Raw genomic sequence first — 18,518 nt, forward strand, 5'->3', positions numbered from 1 at the left:
ATGCCGCCCGGAGCAATAGGTGGAGTTCGGGCGGGAGTAGTTCAAAAAACCTGTCGGCGCACGAAAATGCGGACGACAGCAATCAGCGGGGGTTAGTTAGCCCAGGATTGCCAGCGTCGCCATAGCCAGGCCTCAATCGAGCCCTGGTGCGTGACATTGTGTCTTTTGTTGAGAAACATGCTGTGTTTAGGATCAGTTTGCTATCTGGTTGTGCAAGCGTATCAAGTCGGCCGCGTGTAGCAGCGTGTCAACTATACCATCGGAATCTGTGTCGTGTATAGACTCGCCGTGATTGTAGCCGTACGGCACCGTCAACACCGGGCAGCCGGCCGCCCGCGCGGCCTGCGCGTCGTTCGAGGAATCGCCTATGGCCACCACCTGGGCCGGGGCCAGCGCGAAATCGCGGCACACCTGCAGCAGCGGCAGCGGATGGGGTTTTTTCTGCGCCAGCGAGTCGCCGCCGTAGACCACCTCGAAATAGCCGGCCAGGCCTTTCTGCTCCAGCAGCGGCTGGGCGAAGGCGATGGGCTTGTTGGTCACGCAGGCCAGGCGCAGGCCGTGGGCCTTGAGCGCGTCCAGGCCGGCGGCCACGTCCGGATACAGCGTGCTGTGGTCGCCGTTGATGTCCAGATAATGGCGCTGGTAGGCCGCCATCGCGGCCGTGAAGCGCTGCTCCACGCCGGCGGCGTCGAAATACACGCCCAGCACCAGGCGGATCAGGTGTTCCGAGCCTTTGCCCACCATCAGTTCAATCTGTTCGACGGCCAAGGGCTGCATGCCGATCTCGGCCAGCATGCGGTTGATGGCAACGTGGAAGTCCGGCATGGTGTGCAGCATGGTGCCGTCGAGGTCGATGATGGCGGCCTGTACGCCGCGCAGGGGAGTAGAGGCCGCCGTCGTCATTACACGCCCGCCAGCTGTGCGCGCATGGCGTCGATGACTGCCTTATAGTCCGGCTGGCCGAAGATGGCCGAACCGGCGACAAAGGTGTCCGCGCCGGCCTTGGCGGCGGCGGCGATGTTGTCGATCTTGATGCCGCCATCCACTTCCAGCAGGATGTCGCGGCCGGATTCGTCGATCATGCGGCGCGCTTCGGCGATCTTCTTCAGCGCCTGCGGGATGAAGGACTGGCCGCCGAAACCGGGGTTCACCGACATGATGAGGATCATGTCGATCTTGTCCATCACGTGCTCCAGGTAGCTTAGCGGGGTGGCCGGGTTGAACACCAGGCCGGCCTTGCAGCCGTGGTCGCGGATCAGCTGCAGCGAGCGGTCGATGTGGTCGGACGCTTCCGGGTGGAAGGTGATGATGTTGGCGCCGGCCTTGGCGAAGTCGGGGATGATGCGGTCCACCGGCTTGACCATCAGGTGCACGTCGATCGGCACGTCCACGTGCGGGCGGATGGCCTGGCACACCAGCGGGCCGATGGTCAGGTTGGGCACGTAGTGGTTGTCCATCACGTCGAAGTGGATGATGTCGGCGCCGGCGCTGACGACATTGCGCACTTCCTCGCCCAGGCGGGCGAAGTCGGCGGACAGGATGGAGGGGGCAATACGGAAGGTAGTCATGGATGGGCCTGCGATAAAAAGATGCGCTATTTTACGCTGACCCTTGCGCCCGCGCCGGATTTGCGGTGCAATGTCAGACAGACGATAACAATTCGTTACGCTTGCACGAAGAATTACTGACGAATTATTAAGGATTGCAGATGGCCTCTTATGAATTCACTGTCTCGGTCAGAACCCAGTATCTGCCCGAACAGTCCGATCCCGAACGCACCAATTTCGTGTTCACCTACTCGATCACGATCAAGAACACGGGAACGGTGGCCGCGCAGCTGATCTCGCGTCATTGGATCATCACCGACGCCAACAACCACACGGAAGAGGTGCGCGGCCTGGGCGTGGTCGGCCACCAGCCGCTGCTGCAGCCGGGCGAGCAGTTCGAATACACCAGCGGCACCGCGCTGGCCACGCCGCAAGGCTCCATGGTGGGCGAGTACTTCTGCGTGGCGGAGGACGGCCACCAGTTCGAAGCCAAGATCCCCGAATTCGTGCTGTCGCTGCCGCGCACGCTGCACTAGGAATCGTCGCGACTGCCGGGGTCAGACCCAGCGGGTCTGACCCCAGGTTTTGCCTCTGGTGGCTTCTTCTTGGATGGCAGCGTCCACCAGACAATAAACACCAGCAGAAACAGCGCCACAAACGCTTCCAACATCAACACCCACATAACCAGTCCCCCATGTTATTTGCACGCAGTAGTTTAATCCTTTCCACCAGCGCTGTGGCGCTGGCGCTTTCCGCCTGTACTTCGCCGATGCCGTCCGCGCCAGCGCAGCCTCAGCCATTGCCGCGTCCACCCGAGCCGCAGGCGCCGGTCCAGCCCGCCGCGCCCGCAGCGCCGCAGGCGCAGCCCCCCGCGCCGCCCGCCGCCATCCGCTTCGTGCCGTCCAGTTTCGCCGCGCTGCCGGGCTGGGAGCGGGACGACCTGCGCGCGGCCTGGCCGGCGTTCATGTCGTCCTGTTCTGTGCTGGGCAAGCGCGCAGAGTGGAAGGAGCCGTGCGGCGTGGCGCGCCAGGTCAACGGCAATGACGAAAAGGGCATCCGCCTGTTCTTCGAGAGCTTCTTCGAGCCGCAGCAGGTGATCGCGCCGGACGGGGCGGACACCGGCCTGGTCACCGGCTACTACGAGCCGCTGCTGCGCGGCGCGCGCAAAAAGGGCGGCCCTTACCAGACGCCGCTATATAAGGTGCCGGACGACCTGCTGACCGTGGAGCTGGCCGGCGTCTATCCCGAGCTGAAAGGCATGCGTCTGCGCGGCCGCTTGCAGGGCAAGAAGGTGGTGCCGTACTCCACCCGCGCCGACATCGAGCGCGCCAGCTTCAGCGGCAAGGAACTGCTGTGGGTGGACGATTCGGTGGAAGCGTTCTTCCTGCAAGTGCAGGGCTCCGGCCGCGTGCAGCTGACCGACACCCAGGAAACCGTGCGCGTGGCCTATGCCGACCAGAACGGCTATCCCTACAAGTCCATCGGCCGCTACCTGGTGGACAAGGGCGAGCTGACGCTGGACCAGGCCTCCGCCCAGGGCATCAAGGCCTGGATCGCCGGCCACCCCACGCGCCAGTCCGAGCTGTTCAACGCCAACCCTTCCTACGTCTTCTTCAAGGAAGAAAAACTGCCGGACCCGAAGGTGGGACCCAAGGGCGCGCTGGGCGTGCCGCTGACGCCGCAGCGTTCGGTCGCCATCGACGCTTCGCAGCTGCCGCTGGGCGCGCCGGTGTTCCTGTCCACCACCCAGGCCAATAGCGACATTCCGCTGCAGCGCCTGGTCATGGCGCAGGACACGGGCGGCGCCATCCGTGGCGCGATCCGGGTCGACTACTTCTTCGGCTTCGGCACCGAAGCGGCAGAAAACGCCGGCCGCATGAAGCAGCGCGGCAGCGTCTGGGTGCTGATGCCCAAACAAGTGCCGCCCGCCGCCTCCGCCCAGGCCCGCCGCAAACTCTGATTGCGGCGGGAGCGTAGGGCGGCTTAGGCGCTGTGCGCCGCAACCCGCCGCTGCTAGCGCAACACCAGCACCGGCAGTTCCGTATGCGCCAGCACCTTTTGCGTCTCGCTGCCCAGGAACAGCTTGTTCAGCCCCGTCCTGCCGTGCGACGCCATCACAATCGCGTCGCAGCCCAGCTTTCCTGCCGCCGCCACGATCTCCTGGTAAGGGCTGGGCGAGTTCGCCACGATGCCCTCGCAGGGCACGCCGGCCGCGCTGGCCGCCGCCGTCACCTTGCCTACCGCATCTTGCGCGGCGCGCGCCATCTGGCCCTCGAACACTTCCGCGTCCGGCACCACCACGCCGCTGTCGCCGCTCATCGTCATGAAAGGGAAGGGCTGCAGCACGCTGATGGCGGTTACGCGCCCGCCATGAACGCGTGCCAGCTCCATCACCCGCGCCGTGGCCTGCTCGGACAGGGGGGAACCGTCGGTGGGAAATAAAATGTGCTTGAACATGGTGGTCTCCTGAGCCTGGACGGCAATGATCCAGTGTAGGCGCGAAGGGCCTGTGTCCGGCGCACGCCAGTCGCCATTAGTTTCCTCGTGACAATGTGTGACATTTGCCATATAGCAAAGCCGATACAATCTGCGGCAATTCAACTGCAAAGCACCCCATGGCCACGATCGACGACTACACTTCCGACAAAAATACCTCTGGCGTGCTGGCTGTAGGCAGCCAGGCCAGCGGCGTGTTTGAGCAGCGCGGCGATAGCGACTGGTTCCGCGTCAGCCTGGCCGCCAACACCTATTACACCTTCAAGCTGACGTTGCCGGCGCTGACCGGCTACTCCTACTACGATTACGCTCTGGGCCTGTCGCAAGCCCAGGGCGGCTATGTTTCCTCGGCCGGGTCGAGCGTTAGCGGGACCGAACTGTCCACCGTGTTCAAGTCCGGCCTGGCCGGAGACTACTACTTCAGCGCCACCAACAATTTCGGCAGCCTGGCCACCGCCTACACCGTCAGCGCGATTGCCGGCGCGGCGGACGCCGTGGGGGATACGGCGGCGACGGCTGCGCCCCTCGCGCTGGGCATCAGCACCAGCGGTTCCTTTGAAGGTCCGTCCGACCTCGACGTCTACAAGGTCGCGCTCACGGCGGGCACCCTTTACAGCGTCAAGCCCGCCATGAGTAGCGGCAGCGGCGTGAGTGTTTCCCTGACCGACGCCAACGGCCAATACGTCGCCACCAGTTCCTCCGCAGGCAGCTACTCCTTTGTCGCCGCCTTGAGCGGTAGCTATTACTTGACGCTGAGCGGCAGCAGCAGCGGCAGCACCGGCGCCGCGTCCGACTACAGCGTGCTGATGGCGGCCGGGCTGGACGACTATGGCGCCAACGCGGCCGGCGCGGGCCGGCTGACGGTTGGCAGCTCCACGCCGGGCAAGATGGATGCCGCAGGCGACAAAGACTGGTATGCGGTCTCGCTTAATGCCAATACCACTTACTGGTTCACCGCCAAGCCAGGCGCCAGCGGCGCCTACAGTTCCAGCTACACCCAGCTCAAGCTGTATGACAGCGCCAGCCAGGTCATGGCCGCGCAATCGGGTTCCAATTCGCAGACCGTGCTGCAATTCGTGCCCACCAAGACCGGCACCTATTATTTCGAAGTAAGCGACTCGTCCAGTTACTACCTGGGTAACTATGTGGCCAGCGCCGTCATCGGCACCCGCGACGACTACGGCAGCGACAAAGCCAGCGCCGCGCCGCTGAGCCTGGGCAACACGGTCACCGGCAGCCTGGAACTGGCTTACGACAAGGACGTATTCAAGTTCGCCGTTAAAGCCGGCACCACCTATACCTTCGAGCTGAAGGGGCAGAACCCGGTCGGCAACCCCAGCCTCTATATGAGCGGCGCGGATGCCAACGGGTCGAGCAGCGGCCTGCTCAGCTACACCAAAGCCGGCGCCACCGACTACCGTGTCTACACCGCCAATTACACGGGCGACTACTATCTCACGGTGGCGAACAACTACAGCAGCGGCACCTCCGGCTACACGCTGCAGGCCAATGCGCCGACCGGCGACGATTTCGCCGCCAGCAGCGCCACCACGGGCCTGCTGGCCACCGGCGGCAAACTGGCCGGAGCGCTGAACTTTGCCGGCGACAGCGACTGGATCAAGGTCAAGCTGGTGGCCGGCACCAAGTACGCATTTGTGCTGGAGGGCAAGGCATCCGGCGCCGGCACGCTGGACGTGTCCGGCAGCGAGGTGGTCATGTCCATGGTGTCCTCTTCCGGCTATAGCTCTTACCTGACCACGTTGTCCGGCCTGAGCGGCAAGGGCTACAGCTTCACGGCGGACGCAACCGGCGACTATTACCTGACGCTGGGCGCCAGCACTTATTATGGCGCCGCACCCAGCGGCAGCTACACGCTCAGCAGCTACAACCTGAGCGGCGATACCGTGATGCCCACCCTGTTGTCCTTTTCGCCGGTCAACGGTGGCAAGGGCGCCAGCCTGACTGGCAATCTCACGCTGACCTTTGACGACCTGATGCGCACCGGCGACAGTCCCATCCGCCTGATCGACGCCCAGGGCAATGTGGTGGAGAGCTACAGCTCGTCGAGCAGCCGGATGCAAATCACCGGCAAGGTGGTCACCATCGACCCGACGGCCAATCTGCAGCCTGGCACCAAATACACGCTGGAACTGCCGGCGGGTTCGCTGATGGATTACTCCGGCAACAAATTCCTGGCCGACCGGGTCTACAGCTTCACCACGCTCGATACGGTGGCGCAGGGCGGCAGCGGCAACGACGTCCTGTCCGGCATCGGCACCAATATTCGCCTGTCCGGCGGCGACGGCGTCGATGTCGTCGTGTATGGCAACAGCTATTCGAGCTATGCCGTTACACGCGGCGCCACCGAAACCAAGGTGCTGTACCGTAACGGCGGCAGCGTCGGTTCGGGCGACACGCTGACCGGCGTGGAGCGCTTGCAGTTCTCCGACCGCAACATCGCATTGGATGTGGATGGCAACGGTGGCCAGACCTACCGGCTTTACCAGGCGGCATTCAACCGTACGCCGGACAAGGGCGGCCTGGGATACTGGATGTCGCAAATGGATCAGGGTATGGGTTTGAAGGCGGTGGCGGATGCTTTCCTGTCCAGCCCGGAGTTCCAGAGCCTGTACGGCGTCAGCAGCAGCAACGAAGTGTTTATCGACAATCTGTACCGTAACGTGCTGCACCGCGCGGGCGATACGGGCGGGGTCAACAGTTGGAACTATGCGCTGAACAATGGCGTAAGCCGTGCCGATCTGCTGGCAGCATTTAGCGAGAGCAGCGAATACGTTGCCGAAATTCTCAAGGTGATCGGCAACGGCTTCGAGTATACGCCTTACGGTTGATCCGGCGCCACGCTGCGCAGCGGGCGGGACATCACCAGCGCCGCCGCCAGCACTATCCCGCCGGCCGCCACGCAGGCCATGCCGGTGCGGATGCCGTAGTGGTCGCCCAGATAGCCGGCCGCCAGCGCCCCTGCCGGACCGGTTACCCCGGTCAGGAAGCGCATAGTGGAAATCACGCGGCCGGTGTAGGCGTCCGGCGTGGCCTTCATGCGCAGGGCCATGAAGGGGATGAAGTACAGCATCACCGCGCAGTCATACATGAACACCACCAGGCCGAAGGCCGCCGCGCTGTAGACCGGGTTGCCGAACAGCGAGGCCGGTATCGCCGGCATCAGTGCGAAGCCGGCCACTGTGCCGCAGGTGCCCACCAGAAAGGTCTTGCCCGCCCCGTAGCGGCGGTTCAGCCGCTTGACCAGCACCGCGCTCAGGAATACGCCCAGGCCGCCCAGCATCTGCGCCGCGCCCAGCATGCCCGCCGTCATGCCCAGTTCGCGCGTGGCAAGCAGGATCAGCAGCGCGCTGTAGCCGAACAGGAAAAAGTGCCACAGCGCCGCGCCCCAGGCCAGCGTGCGCAGCAGCGGCTCGTGCCAGATAAAGGCGAAGCCGGAGGCGATGTCGCGCAGCGGATGCTTGTCCGAGGGCACGGGCGCCGGCTCGGCCAGCTGCGTCTTGCGCAAATTCCACGCTGAAATGAAGAAGCTGGCGGCGTCGAACAGGATGGCGAACGGCGCGGTCAGCCATTGCACCAGCAGTCCGGCCAGGCCGGGCGCGACCAGGCGCGAGATGGAATCGGTGGTGGCGAACTTCGACTGCGCCTCGATCAGCTGCTGGCGGCCCACCAGCAGGTTGAGGAAGATCTGCTCGGCAGCGCCGCTGAGTACGCCGCAGGTGGCGAACAGGAAGGTCACCGCGTACAGCCAGTGCATGGACAGCATGCCCAGCCACCAGCCCAGCGGGATGCTGGCCAGCAGCGCGCCCTGCAGCAGGCGGCTCGCCAGCAGGATGGGCAGCTTGCGGCGCCGGTCCAGCCACACGCCGGCGGGCAGGGCGAACAGCGCGTAGGGCAGCGCCTGGCAGGCGGCGATGATGCCCATCTGGCCGGGCGTGGCGTGCAGCAGCAGGGCGGAGCACAGCGGAACGGCCAGGGCGCTGATCTGGGCGCCAAAGCTGTTCAGCACGCTGCTGAGCCAGTAACGGCGGAAGTCCGGATTACGCAGCAGGGGATCGCTGGCCAGTTTGTCACCGACGTAGCGGCGCAGGGCGGGAGGTAGGAATGGCATCGCTGCAAATAATACCAGCGCTGCTATCAGAACCGCTACAATCGGCCGATACCCGCTTTGTATATAAGGAGAGCCCGATGCAATATGAAGACCTGATTGTGGAAACGCACGGCAAGGTTGCCTTGATCCGTTTGAACCGTCCGAAAGCGCTGAACGCGCTGAACGACCGCATGATGAACGAGCTGGGCGACGCTTTCCGCAAGTTCGACGCCGATCCGGACATCGGCTGTATCGTGCTGACCGGTAGCGAAAAAGCCTTTGCCGCCGGCGCGGACATCGCCGCCATGGCCGACTATACCTACCAGGATACCTACCGCGACAATTACATCACCCGCAACTGGGAGCACATCCTGAAAGTGCGCAAGCCGGTGGTGGGCGCGGTAGCCGGCTTCGCGCTGGGCGGCGGCTGCGAGCTGGCCATGATGTGCGATTTCCTGATCGCCGCCGACAGCGCCAAGTTCGGCCAGCCTGAAATCAAGGTCGGCGTCACGCCGGGCGCGGGCGGCACGCAGCGCCTGCCGCGCGCCATCGGCAAGGCCAAAGCCATGGACCTGCTGCTGACCGCGCGCATGATAGATGCGGCTGAAGCCGAACGCATCGGCCTGGTGTCGCGCGTGGTGCCGGCGGACAAGCTGATCGAGGAAACGCTGGCGGCCGCCACCTCCATCGCCTCCATGTCCACGTCGGTCGCCATGCAGATCAAGGACGCCGTCAACCGGGCCTTCGAAACCACGCTGACGGAAGGCGTGAACTACGAGCGCCGCCTGTTCCAGGCAGCCTTCGGCACCCCGGCCCAGCGCGAAGGCATGCACGCCTTCCTGGAAAAGCGGGCGCCGAATTTCGACGGACTCTGAAATTAGGTGTTGACGAGTGTGGAGCCAAGCCCCATAATCTCGTCTCTCTGCTGCTGAACACAACGCTTCAGCAAGAAACGCAGACCTCTTTAAAAATTAACAGTCGATAAGTGTGGGCGTTTGATGATGATGCCGGAGGCGCAAGCCTCTTAGCTCAAATTATTAAACGCTCAACGAAAAAATTAAACGTGACCTTCGAAAGAAGGAATCGTCAGTTATTTTGAAGGGCGACCAAGTCAGCAATGACTTTAAACAGAGATTGAACTGAAGAGTTTGATCCTGGCTCAGATTGAACGCTGGCGGCATGCTTTACACATGCAAGTCGAACGGTAACAGGGAGCTTGCTCCGCTGACGAGTGGCGAACGGGTGAGTAATATATCGGAACGTACCCAAGAGTGGGGGATAACGTAGCGAAAGTTACGCTAATACCGCATACGATCTACGGATGAAAGCAGGGGACCGCAAGGCCTTGTGCTCCTGGAGCGGCCGATATCTGATTAGCTAGTTGGTAGGGTAAAGGCCTACCAAGGCATCGATCAGTAGCTGGTCTGAGAGGACGACCAGCCACACTGGAACTGAGACACGGTCCAGACTCCTACGGGAGGCAGCAGTGGGGAATTTTGGACAATGGGCGCAAGCCTGATCCAGCAATGCCGCGTGAGTGAAGAAGGCCTTCGGGTTGTAAAGCTCTTTTGTCAGGGAAGAAACGGTTTCGGCTAATATCCGGAGCTAATGACGGTACCTGAAGAATAAGCACCGGCTAACTACGTGCCAGCAGCCGCGGTAATACGTAGGGTGCAAGCGTTAATCGGAATTACTGGGCGTAAAGCGTGCGCAGGCGGTTTTGTAAGTCTGTCGTGAAATCCCCGGGCTCAACCTGGGAATGGCGATGGAGACTGCAAGGCTAGAATCTGGCAGAGGGGGGTAGAATTCCACGTGTAGCAGTGAAATGCGTAGAGATGTGGAGGAACACCGATGGCGAAGGCAGCCCCCTGGGTCAAGATTGACGCTCATGCACGAAAGCGTGGGGAGCAAACAGGATTAGATACCCTGGTAGTCCACGCCCTAAACGATGTCTACTAGTTGTCGGGTCTTAATTGACTTGGTAACGCAGCTAACGCGTGAAGTAGACCGCCTGGGGAGTACGGTCGCAAGATTAAAACTCAAAGGAATTGACGGGGACCCGCACAAGCGGTGGATGATGTGGATTAATTCGATGCAACGCGAAAAACCTTACCTACCCTTGACATGGAAGGAATCCCCGAGAGATTGGGGAGTGCCCGAAAGGGAACCTTCACACAGGTGCTGCATGGCTGTCGTCAGCTCGTGTCGTGAGATGTTGGGTTAAGTCCCGCAACGAGCGCAACCCTTGTCATTAGTTGCTACGAAAGGGCACTCTAATGAGACTGCCGGTGACAAACCGGAGGAAGGTGGGGATGACGTCAAGTCCTCATGGCCCTTATGGGTAGGGCTTCACACGTCATACAATGGTACATACAGAGGGCCGCCAACCCGCGAGGGGGAGCTAATCCCAGAAAGTGTATCGTAGTCCGGATTGTAGTCTGCAACTCGACTGCATGAAGTTGGAATCGCTAGTAATCGCGGATCAGCATGTCGCGGTGAATACGTTCCCGGGTCTTGTACACACCGCCCGTCACACCATGGGAGCGGGTTTTACCAGAAGTAGGTAGCTTAACCGCAAGGAGGGCGCTTACCACGGTAGGATTCGTGACTGGGGTGAAGTCGTAACAAGGTAGCCGTATCGGAAGGTGCGGCTGGATCACCTCCTTTCTAGAGTATGGCGCCACGCCAAACGCTCACACTTATCGGCTGTTTTTAAAGAGAACGTTTTTGGGGCTGTAGCTCAGCTGGTTAGAGCACCGTGTTGATAACGCGGGGGTCGTTGGTTCGAGTCCAACCAGCCCTACCAGTCTTACCCCGGGGGATTAGCTCAGCTGGGAGAGCACCTGCTTTGCAAGCAGGGGGTCGTCGGTTCGATCCCGTCATCCTCCACCACTGCTTTTATCTAAGGTCCGAACCTTAAATAAAAGTAGTACCGTTCTTTAACAATTTGGAAGAAGTAAAGATTTATTGAATATCGCAAGATATTCAGGGTAGTAGATAAATCATCAAACACAGTAGTAAATGCTTGATACCGATAGCCGTCAAGGTTATAGGGACAAGTGAATAAGTGCACATGGTGGATGCCTTGGCGATTACAGGCGATGAAGGACGTAGAAGTCTGCGATAAGCCTCGGGGAGCTGACAAACAAGCTTTGATCCGAGGATTTCCGAATGGGGAAACCCGGCCTTTTAGGTCATTGCATGCTGAATACATAGGCATGCAAAGCGAACGCGGCGAACTGAAACATCTAAGTAGCTGCAGGAAAATAAATCAACCGAGATTCCCAAAGTAGTGGCGAGCGAAATGGGATGAGCCTGCATGATTTAGCATGACGCATAGTGGAACGCTCTGGAAATGGCGGCCATAGCGGGTGATAGCCCCGTACACGAAATGCGATGTGTGGAACTAAGTATGCGACAAGTAGGGCGGGACACGAGAAATCCTGTCTGAATATGGGGGGACCATCCTCCAAGGCTAAATACTCGTAATCGACCGATAGTGAACCAGTACCGTGAGGGAAAGGCGAAAAGAACCCCGGGAGGGGAGTGAAATAGATCCTGAAACCGTGTGCATACAAACAGTAGGAGCGGACTTGTTCCGTGACTGCGTACCTTTTGTATAATGGGTCAGCGACTTACATTCAGTGGCAAGGTTAACCAGATTGGGGAGCCGTAGAGAAATCGAGTCCGAACAGGGCGCCAGTCGCTGGGTGTAGACCCGAAACCAAGTGATCTACCCATGGCCAGGTTGAAGGTGCGGTAACACGCACTGGAGGACCGAACCCACTAATGTTGAAAAATTAGGGGATGAGCTGTGGGTAGGGGTGAAAGGCTAAACAAACTTGGAAATAGCTGGTTCTCTCCGAAAACTATTTAGGTAGTGCCTCAAGTATCACCATCGGGGGTAGAGCACTGTTATGGCTAGGGGGTCATCGCGACTTACCAAACCATTGCAAACTCCGAATACCGATGAGTGCGAGCTTGGGAGACAGACGTCGGGTGCTAACGTCCGGCGTCAAGAGGGAAACAACCCAGACCGCCAGCTAAGGTCCCAAAGATTGGCTAAGTGGAAAACGAAGTGGGAAGGCTAAAACAGTCAGGATGTTGGCTTAGAAGCAGCCATCATTTAAAGAAAGCGTAATAGCTCACTGATCGAGTCGTCCTGCGCGGAAGATGTAACGGGGCTAAGCCAGTCACCGAAGCTGCGGATATCCGCAAGGATATGGTAGGAGAGCGTTCTGTAAGCCTGCGAAGGTGTCTTGTAAAGGATGCTGGAGGTATCAGAAGTGCGAATGCTGACATGAGTAGCGATAATGGGGGTGAAAAGCCCCCACGCCGTAAGCCCAAGGTTTCCTGTTCAACGTTCATCGGAGCAGGGTGAGTCGGCCCCTAAGGCGAGGCAGAGATGCGTAGCTGATGGGAAGCAGGTTAATATTCCTGCACCGTCGTATGATGCGATGGGGGGACGGATCGCGGAAGGTTGTCTGACTGTTGGAATAGTCAGTTTCTGCTTCATAGAAGGCGCTTAGGCAAATCCGGGCGCGTAATTCAAGGGAGTGGGACGAGTGAACTTGTTCACGTAGCAATCGGAAGTGGTTCCAAGAAAAGCCTCTAAGCTTCAGTCATACGAGACCGTACCGCAAACCGACACAGGTGGGCGAGATGAGTATTCTAAGGCGCTTGAGAGAACTCGGGAGAAGGAACTCGGCAAATTGGTACCGTAACTTCGGGAAAAGGTACGCCCCGGTAGCTTGGCTGATTTACTTCAGTAGGGCGAAAGGGTTGCAATAAACTGGTGGCTGCGACTGTTTAATAAAAACACAGCACTCTGCAAACACGAAAGTGGACGTATAGGGTGTGACGCCTGCCCGGTGCTGGAAGATTAAATGATGGGGTGCAAGCTCTTGATTGAAGTCCCAGTAAACGGCGGCCGTAACTATAACGGTCCTAAGGTAGCGAAATTCCTTGTCGGGTAAGTTCCGACCTGCACGAATGGCGTAACGATGGCCACACTGTCTCCTCCCGAGACTCAGCGAAGTTGAAGTGTTTGTGATGATGCAATCTACCCGCGGCTAGACGGAAAGACCCCATGAACCTTTACTGTAGCTTTGCATTGGACTTTGAACCAATCTGTGTAGGATAGGTGGGAGGCTTTGAAGCGGGGACGCCAGTTCTCGTGGAGCCAACCTTGAAATACCACCCTGGTTTGTTTGAGGTTCTAACCTTGGTCCGTGATCCGGATCGGGGACAGTGCATGGTAGGCAGTTTGACTGGGGCGGTCTCCTCCTAAAGTGTAACGGAGGAGTTCGAAGGTACGCTAATTACGGTCGGACATCGTGATGATAGTGCAATGGCATAAGCGTGCTTAACTGCGAGACCGACAAGTCGAGCAGGTACGAAAGTAGGACATAGTGATCCGGTGGTTCTGTATGGAAGGGCCATCGCTCAACGGATAAAAGGTACTCTGGGGATAACAGGCTGATTCCTCCCAAGAGTTCATATCGACGGGGGAGTTTGGCACCTCGATGTCGGCTCATCACATCCTGGGGCTGTAGCCGGTCCCAAGGGTATGGCTGTTCGCCATTTAAAGTGGTACGTGAGCTGGGTTTAAAACGTCGTGAGACAGTTTGGTCCCTATCTGCCGTGGGCGTTGGAAATTTGAAGGGGGCTGCTCCTAGTACGAGAGGACCGGAGTGGACGAACCTCTGGTGTACCGGTTGTCACGCCAGTGGCATTGCCGGGTAGCTAAGTTCGGAAGAGATAACCGCTGAAAGCATCTAAGCGGGAAACTTGCCTTGAGATGAGATTTCCCGGAGCTTTAAGCTCCTTGAAGGGTCGTTCGAGACCAGGACGTTGATAGGCTGGGTGTGGAAGTGCAGTAATGCATTAAGCTAACCAGTACTAATTGCCCGTAAGGCTTGTCCCTATAACCTTGACGGTTATATCGCATTTGCCTGTGTTTGAATTACTACCCGAATTTACTTCTTCCAGATTGCAGCTGCGTGCCATAGCACGCAGCGTACAAGTCAAAGCCTGATGACCATAGCAAATCGGTCCCACCCCTTCCCATCCCGAACAGGACCGTGAAACGATTTTGCGCCGATGATAGTGCTGCAACCAGTGTGAAAGTAGGTTATCGTCAGGCTAGTTATATGAAGAACCCCGTCAGGTGATCCTGGCGGGGTTTTTCGCTTTTCAGCTTCTCTGTAAGTTCAGCGTGAAGGCCACGCCGCCGGCCACATTGTGCGCGGCGATGGTGCCGCCCATCTTGGCCATATAGGTCTTGGCGACAAACAGGCCTTGGCCCCGGCTGCCAGCCGCACCGCCGTCCTGGCTGGACACGCCGTATTCAAACACCTTATCCAGCATTTCTTCCGCGATCGGCATGCCCTGGTTATGAATGCCGACGGCTGCATTGCGCTCGCCCGCTTCCAGCGTGATGCGGATGGTGCTGCCGGCTTCGCGGTGCCGCGCCGCGTTCTGGAGGATGTGCGTGATTACATCCTCAAGTGCATGTTCGTCGGCGCGCACCATGACGGCGGCGCCCGGACCGTCGTAGCACACGCCGGCTATGCCGGCGCAAGACGCGTTGGCCGCCACCGACTGCAGGAAGGCGTCCAGGTCCACATCCTCCAGCTGCATGGCGCTGGACTGGAAAGCTTCGCTGGGCGAGGCGCTGCCGTACAAAATCCGAACCGCTTGCTGCATGCGCTCGATATAGCGCTTGCTCTGATTGCCTTCCGCACCGTGCAGCGCCATCAGCGACTGCAGCGGCGACATGATTTCGTGGCCAACCGCATGCCACATATCGCGCTCCTGCTCGGCGCGGATGGCCTCGCGTTCCGCGTCTTCGCGCACGCGGCGCAGCAGGTCTTGCAGGCAGCGGGCCAGCACGCCTAGTTCATCCTGTCCGCGCAGGTCGCTGAAATCCTGCTGCGCCAATTCGCTGCTGCCTTTGACGGTTTGCGCCACGCTGTCCGCGCGCCTGGTCAGCGCGGTAATGCGGCGGATAATGCCCACCTCCACCACCAGCCAGGCCAGCAGCAGCGCGCCCAGCATGGCGCCGACAAACCAGGACACCCGCGTTGCCACCACGCTCAGATTCTGGTTCACGCTGCGCGCGTCGCCATGCAGTTCCAGCGTGTAGTTGCCGAGCGGCGTGGCGATCACCATGCTGCCCGTGAGCGGCGCATCGCTGGCGGTCACCGGCAGGCGGCGCACCAGCCGCGCCAGCAGCGGCGATGCGGTTGCCGTGCTGTCTGCCGCGCCTTCGAGGCGCAGCAATTCCGGGCCGCCGGTTTTGCTGATGCGCAGCGTCTCGCCAGGCAGCAGCTGCGCGCGCAAATCGGTCAGCCGGAAGCCCGGCGCCACGCGGTCGCGCGCGGTATCGAGCAGGGGCGCGCCATCGCCGGGGCCGAGCACCGCCAGGTGCACGCCGATCTTGTCGAGATCTTCCGGCGGCCATACCGGGCGCGCCTTGTCGAACAAGGCGTCCTGCAGCACGCCGACCGGCAGCCGCACCGAGAAGAAGGTGCTGTGCCTGCAGCGCGCATCGTCCGGCGGCATGGCCGCATCGGTGCACACCGGGCTTTGCCAGATCCAGCCGCGAAAGTCGCGCACCGGCCTGGCGTTGGGGCGGCCCGCATCGGCGGCGGTGAAGCCGGTCAGCCGTCCCTGCATGCCGCCGCGCGATTCGACGCCTTCCACTGGCTGCTCGAACGGCGCGATCCAGTGGTACTGCGCTCCGCGCATCGCCACCTTGAGCACCACGCGGTGGGCCTGGTCCACGCTCACTTCGCGCTTCGGATGCGGCACCAGCTGCGCGCTGTCGAAGGTGCCTGCCACGTAAATGAAGCCACCCGCCCAGGGATTGTTGCCTATGCCGGTGCAAATCGATCCGTGTTCGCCAACCTGCGCCAGGCAGCCGGACATGGCCACTGCCTGCTGCACCTTGTACTGGTCGTCGAAATCGAGCGCGGGGAAGGGCAGCAGCAGCGGATGCAGTTCGCTGCCTGGCGCTGCTGCGGGAGGGTTGAGCAGCGCGAGCTGGCCGGTGGGATGGCGCAGCGTGGCGCCGAGCTGGTCCTGCGTCTTGCGAAAGGACTGCGCGTAGCTTTGGTAGCTGAGCTGTTTCTCCTGCTGCAGCACGGAGATGGCCAGCCCCACCGTGGCCGCCGCCAGCGACAGGAAGGCCGCGCGCAGGAGGATGCGCTGGCGGTAGGGCTGCAGGCTGGGGACGGGCCAGGCCATGCTCAGGCGCTATCGGTCCAGCGGAAGCCGCGCATCGGCACGCTTTCTATGCAGGCGAAGGCGGGATCGATTTCGCGGAAGGCGTCGCGGATGGTGCTGACGTGCTTGCGGATGTTGTCGCGGTTGCGGCCGCTCTTGACCACCTCGAACAGCTCGTCGTAGCTGACCACCTGGCCGCGCTGCGCGAACAAGGCGGCCAGGATGCGCTGCGCCGTCAGCGGCAGGTTGATGCGCTGGCCGCGCCAGGTGGGCGAGCGCTGGCGCAGCGGGTCCATCGCCAGGTCGGCCGGCGGCTGTTTGCTCTCTTTCGCCGAGCGCAGGATCTCCAGGAAGGTGTCGACGAAATCGGCCTCTTCGAAGGTGCTCTTTTGCAGATAGTCCCAGGCGTCAAGAGCCTTCATGATGGAGCGGTAGATGGTGGCCGGCATGGCCGACACCACCAGCACCGGCGTGCCGTGGCGCTTGTTGATGGCGTTGATGATGGCCACGCCCGCGTGGCGCTCGCGGCCCAGTTCAATGTCGAGCACCACCAGGTCGTATTTTTCGCGCGCGATGGCGGCTTCGGCCTCGTCTCGGCTATACCACTGGTCGATGGCAATGCCCGGCTTGGCCGCAGCGATCCAGCCCGCCAGTTGCCGGCTGGTGGGGACATCGTCTTCAATGACTGCGACTCGCAACACCTGCATCTCCCTCTGGATCATGGCAGAGAGTATCCACCGTTTTGGCTGAAAAGTCATACGCCCGCTGTGAGCGTTTCTTCACAGCGGTGAGTAAAGCGGCGCGGCGGCGGCATTGAACGCTCCCGGCTCGGCGCTGCACTATGGATGCCATTCCACCACCCACCACAAGGAGAGCATCATGACGAACCGGGCCGCTGCCGCTGCAAAGACGATGGCATTGGCGATACGCGGCGCGTTCAGCCGCACAGTTGGCAAGACAGTTGGCCGAGCGTTTGGCTACGGCGCCGCAGCCCTGTCCAAGCCAGGCCTGGCGGCCAGGCTGGTCCTGCTGGCGGCGGCAGGCGCGCTTGCATATGGCATCTATGCGCATCCGCCTGTGCAGCCGGTTGCGCGTGGCGAAGGCGCGGTACGGCTGAATCAATGGAGCGGCGCCAGCACCCAGCTGGGAGAGGGGCTGGCTGTAGTTGTGCCGGGCTTGCACACGCTGCGCCGCTTCCCCTTGCGCGACCAGACTTACCGGGCAGCGCGCAGCGGCGAGGCGCCGTTCCAGTCCGCGGAGGGGCTGTCGCTGGGCGTCGATCTTTCGGTGCGCTATGCCTACGACCAGGCGCGCCTGCCGGAGCTGGCGCGCAAGCTGTCCAGCGACGTGCAAGGCGATGTGGTGGGGCCTGCGGTGCAGGGAGTGATCTACCAGGTCTTTACGCGCTATACAGTGCGCGAAATCTTCTCCACCAAGCGGGCCGAGATCCAGGCGGCGATCGAAACGCAGCTGAAGCCCAAGCTTGCGGCCGACGGCATCCTGCTGCGCTCCGTCGCCATCGGCAAGGTGGAGCTGCCTGAAGACTTCAAGGCGGGCATGGAGAAGCTGCTGGCCGAGGAACTGGAATCGGAAAAGATGCGCTACACGCTGGAGTTGAAGGAGAAGCAGGTCAAGCAGTCTGCGCTGGAGGCGGATGCGGAGAAAGTGCGGCGTGAGAAGCAGGCGGAAGCCGCTGCTTCCGAGCAGGTGATCGCGGCGAGGGCGCAGGAGGAGGCGATGCGGCATGTGCTGCCGTTCAAGCAGAAGCAGGTGGAGCAGCGCAGGCTGGAAGCGGAAGCTGAGAAGACGGCGCGCATCAAGACGTCCGAAGGCAATGCGCAGGCGCGGGTGATCGAAGCAACCGGCGAGGCGGAGTCGCGCCGCAAGCTGGCGGACGCGGAGGCCTACCGCCAGGATGCGCTGGGCAAGGCCAGCAGCGCGCAGATGGAGCGTGAGGGCGCGCTGCTGAGCCAGCATCCGCTGCTGATCCAGAAGACCATGGCGGACAAGCTGTCCGACAAGGTGCAGGTGATCATCGCGGCGCCGCCGGCCGAGGGCGGCTTTATCGGCTCCGCCCTGCTTGGACAGCGCAAGCCCGCCCGCGAGACCGTGGCTGCCAACGGCGGGGAGAACTGATT

Annotated in this window: 11 protein-coding genes, 2 tRNA genes and 3 rRNA genes; 10 read left to right on the top strand and 6 right to left on the bottom strand. The window is 61.2% G+C overall.

Going from position 1 to position 18,518, the window contains the following annotated elements; all coding sequences use genetic code 11:
• Positions 1 to 192 precede the first annotated feature (192 nt).
• Entirely contained in the window at positions 193 to 903 is a 711-nt protein-coding gene (locus KT882_RS05755; protein WP_161074116.1) for a phosphoglycolate phosphatase, read from the bottom strand.
• The gene (gene rpe, locus KT882_RS05760; RefSeq protein ID WP_056403590.1) at positions 903 to 1,568 is read right to left on the bottom strand and encodes a ribulose-phosphate 3-epimerase; all 666 of its coding nucleotides are present in this window, start codon (positions 1,566 to 1,568) and stop codon (positions 903 to 905) included. Before rpe ends, KT882_RS05755 begins: the two co-directional genes overlap by 1 nt.
• A 140-nt stretch (positions 1,569 to 1,708) precedes the next feature.
• On the opposite strand from rpe, the gene apaG reads away from it, so the two are divergent.
• Both apaG and mltA read left to right on the top strand, forming a co-directional pair.
• Positions 1,709 to 2,083 carry a Co2+/Mg2+ efflux protein ApaG gene (gene apaG / locus KT882_RS05765; protein ID WP_161074115.1) on the top strand — a complete coding sequence of 125 codons (375 nt, stop codon included), beginning with the start codon at positions 1,709 to 1,711 and terminating at the stop codon, positions 2,081 to 2,083.
• Positions 2,084 to 2,241: 158 nt separating this feature from the next.
• On the top strand, positions 2,242 to 3,507 hold the full coding sequence (mltA, locus tag KT882_RS05770; RefSeq protein ID WP_228894901.1) for a murein transglycosylase A: 1,266 nt from the start codon (positions 2,242 to 2,244) through the stop codon (positions 3,505 to 3,507).
• Between the two features lie 53 nt (positions 3,508 to 3,560).
• Here the strand turns inward: mltA and KT882_RS05775 are convergent, their stop codons facing one another.
• On the bottom strand, positions 3,561 to 4,004 hold the full coding sequence (locus KT882_RS05775; RefSeq protein WP_161074113.1) for a universal stress protein: 444 nt from the start codon (positions 4,002 to 4,004) through the stop codon (positions 3,561 to 3,563).
• A 158-nt stretch (positions 4,005 to 4,162) separates the two neighbouring features.
• On the opposite strand from KT882_RS05775, the gene KT882_RS05780 reads away from it, so the two are divergent.
• Positions 4,163 to 6,892 carry a DUF4214 domain-containing protein gene (locus KT882_RS05780; RefSeq protein ID WP_228894914.1) on the top strand — a complete coding sequence of 910 codons (2,730 nt, stop codon included), beginning with the start codon at positions 4,163 to 4,165 and terminating at the stop codon, positions 6,890 to 6,892.
• Here KT882_RS05780 and KT882_RS05785 read toward each other — a convergent pair.
• Positions 6,883 to 8,172 (bottom strand): MFS transporter, encoded by a 1,290-nt coding sequence (locus KT882_RS05785; RefSeq protein WP_228894915.1) that lies wholly within the window; start codon positions 8,170 to 8,172, stop codon positions 6,883 to 6,885. The genes KT882_RS05780 and KT882_RS05785 overlap by 10 nt on opposite strands.
• Before the next feature lie 77 nt (positions 8,173 to 8,249).
• Between KT882_RS05785 and KT882_RS05790 the strand changes: the two genes are divergently transcribed.
• The 6 genes from KT882_RS05790 (at position 8,250) to rrf (ending at position 14,296) form a co-directional block, all read left to right on the top strand.
• Complete coding sequence (locus tag KT882_RS05790) at positions 8,250 to 9,026, top strand: enoyl-CoA hydratase (protein ID WP_228894916.1); 777 nt, start codon at positions 8,250 to 8,252, stop codon at positions 9,024 to 9,026.
• A 261-nt stretch (positions 9,027 to 9,287) separates the two neighbouring features.
• A 16S ribosomal RNA gene (locus KT882_RS05795) occupies positions 9,288 to 10,818 on the top strand.
• Between the two features lie 62 nt (positions 10,819 to 10,880).
• Positions 10,881 to 10,957, top strand: a tRNA-Ile gene (locus KT882_RS05800).
• Between the two features lie 10 nt (positions 10,958 to 10,967).
• Positions 10,968 to 11,043 (top strand) — tRNA-Ala (locus KT882_RS05805).
• A gap of 161 nt (positions 11,044 to 11,204) precedes the next feature.
• Positions 11,205 to 14,077: ribosomal RNA gene (locus KT882_RS05810) — 23S ribosomal RNA — on the top strand.
• Between the two features lie 106 nt (positions 14,078 to 14,183).
• A 5S ribosomal RNA gene (gene rrf / locus KT882_RS05815) occupies positions 14,184 to 14,296 on the top strand.
• The 16S, 23S and 5S rRNA genes sit together here with 2 tRNA genes alongside, the layout of an rRNA operon.
• 50 nt (positions 14,297 to 14,346) lie before the next feature.
• Here rrf and KT882_RS05820 read toward each other — a convergent pair.
• Together KT882_RS05820 and KT882_RS05825 are read right to left on the bottom strand one after the other, a co-directional pair.
• Positions 14,347 to 16,401 carry a sensor histidine kinase gene (locus KT882_RS05820; protein ID WP_228894917.1) on the bottom strand — a complete coding sequence of 685 codons (2,055 nt, stop codon included), beginning with the start codon at positions 16,399 to 16,401 and terminating at the stop codon, positions 14,347 to 14,349.
• 2 nt (positions 16,402 to 16,403) lie between these two features.
• On the bottom strand, positions 16,404 to 17,081 hold the full coding sequence (locus KT882_RS05825; protein ID WP_161075681.1) for a response regulator transcription factor: 678 nt from the start codon (positions 17,079 to 17,081) through the stop codon (positions 16,404 to 16,406).
• A gap of 178 nt (positions 17,082 to 17,259) precedes the next feature.
• Here KT882_RS05825 and KT882_RS05830 point away from each other — a divergent pair, with 178 nt between their 5' ends.
• The gene (locus tag KT882_RS05830) at positions 17,260 to 18,516 is read left to right on the top strand and encodes an SPFH domain-containing protein (RefSeq protein ID WP_228894918.1); all 1,257 of its coding nucleotides are present in this window, start codon (positions 17,260 to 17,262) and stop codon (positions 18,514 to 18,516) included.
• Positions 18,517 to 18,518: the final 2 nt, after the last annotated feature.

It is taken from the genome of Pseudoduganella aquatica (genome assembly GCF_020865585.1).
Classification (GTDB): domain Bacteria; phylum Pseudomonadota; class Gammaproteobacteria; order Burkholderiales; family Burkholderiaceae_D; genus Rugamonas; species Rugamonas aquatica_A.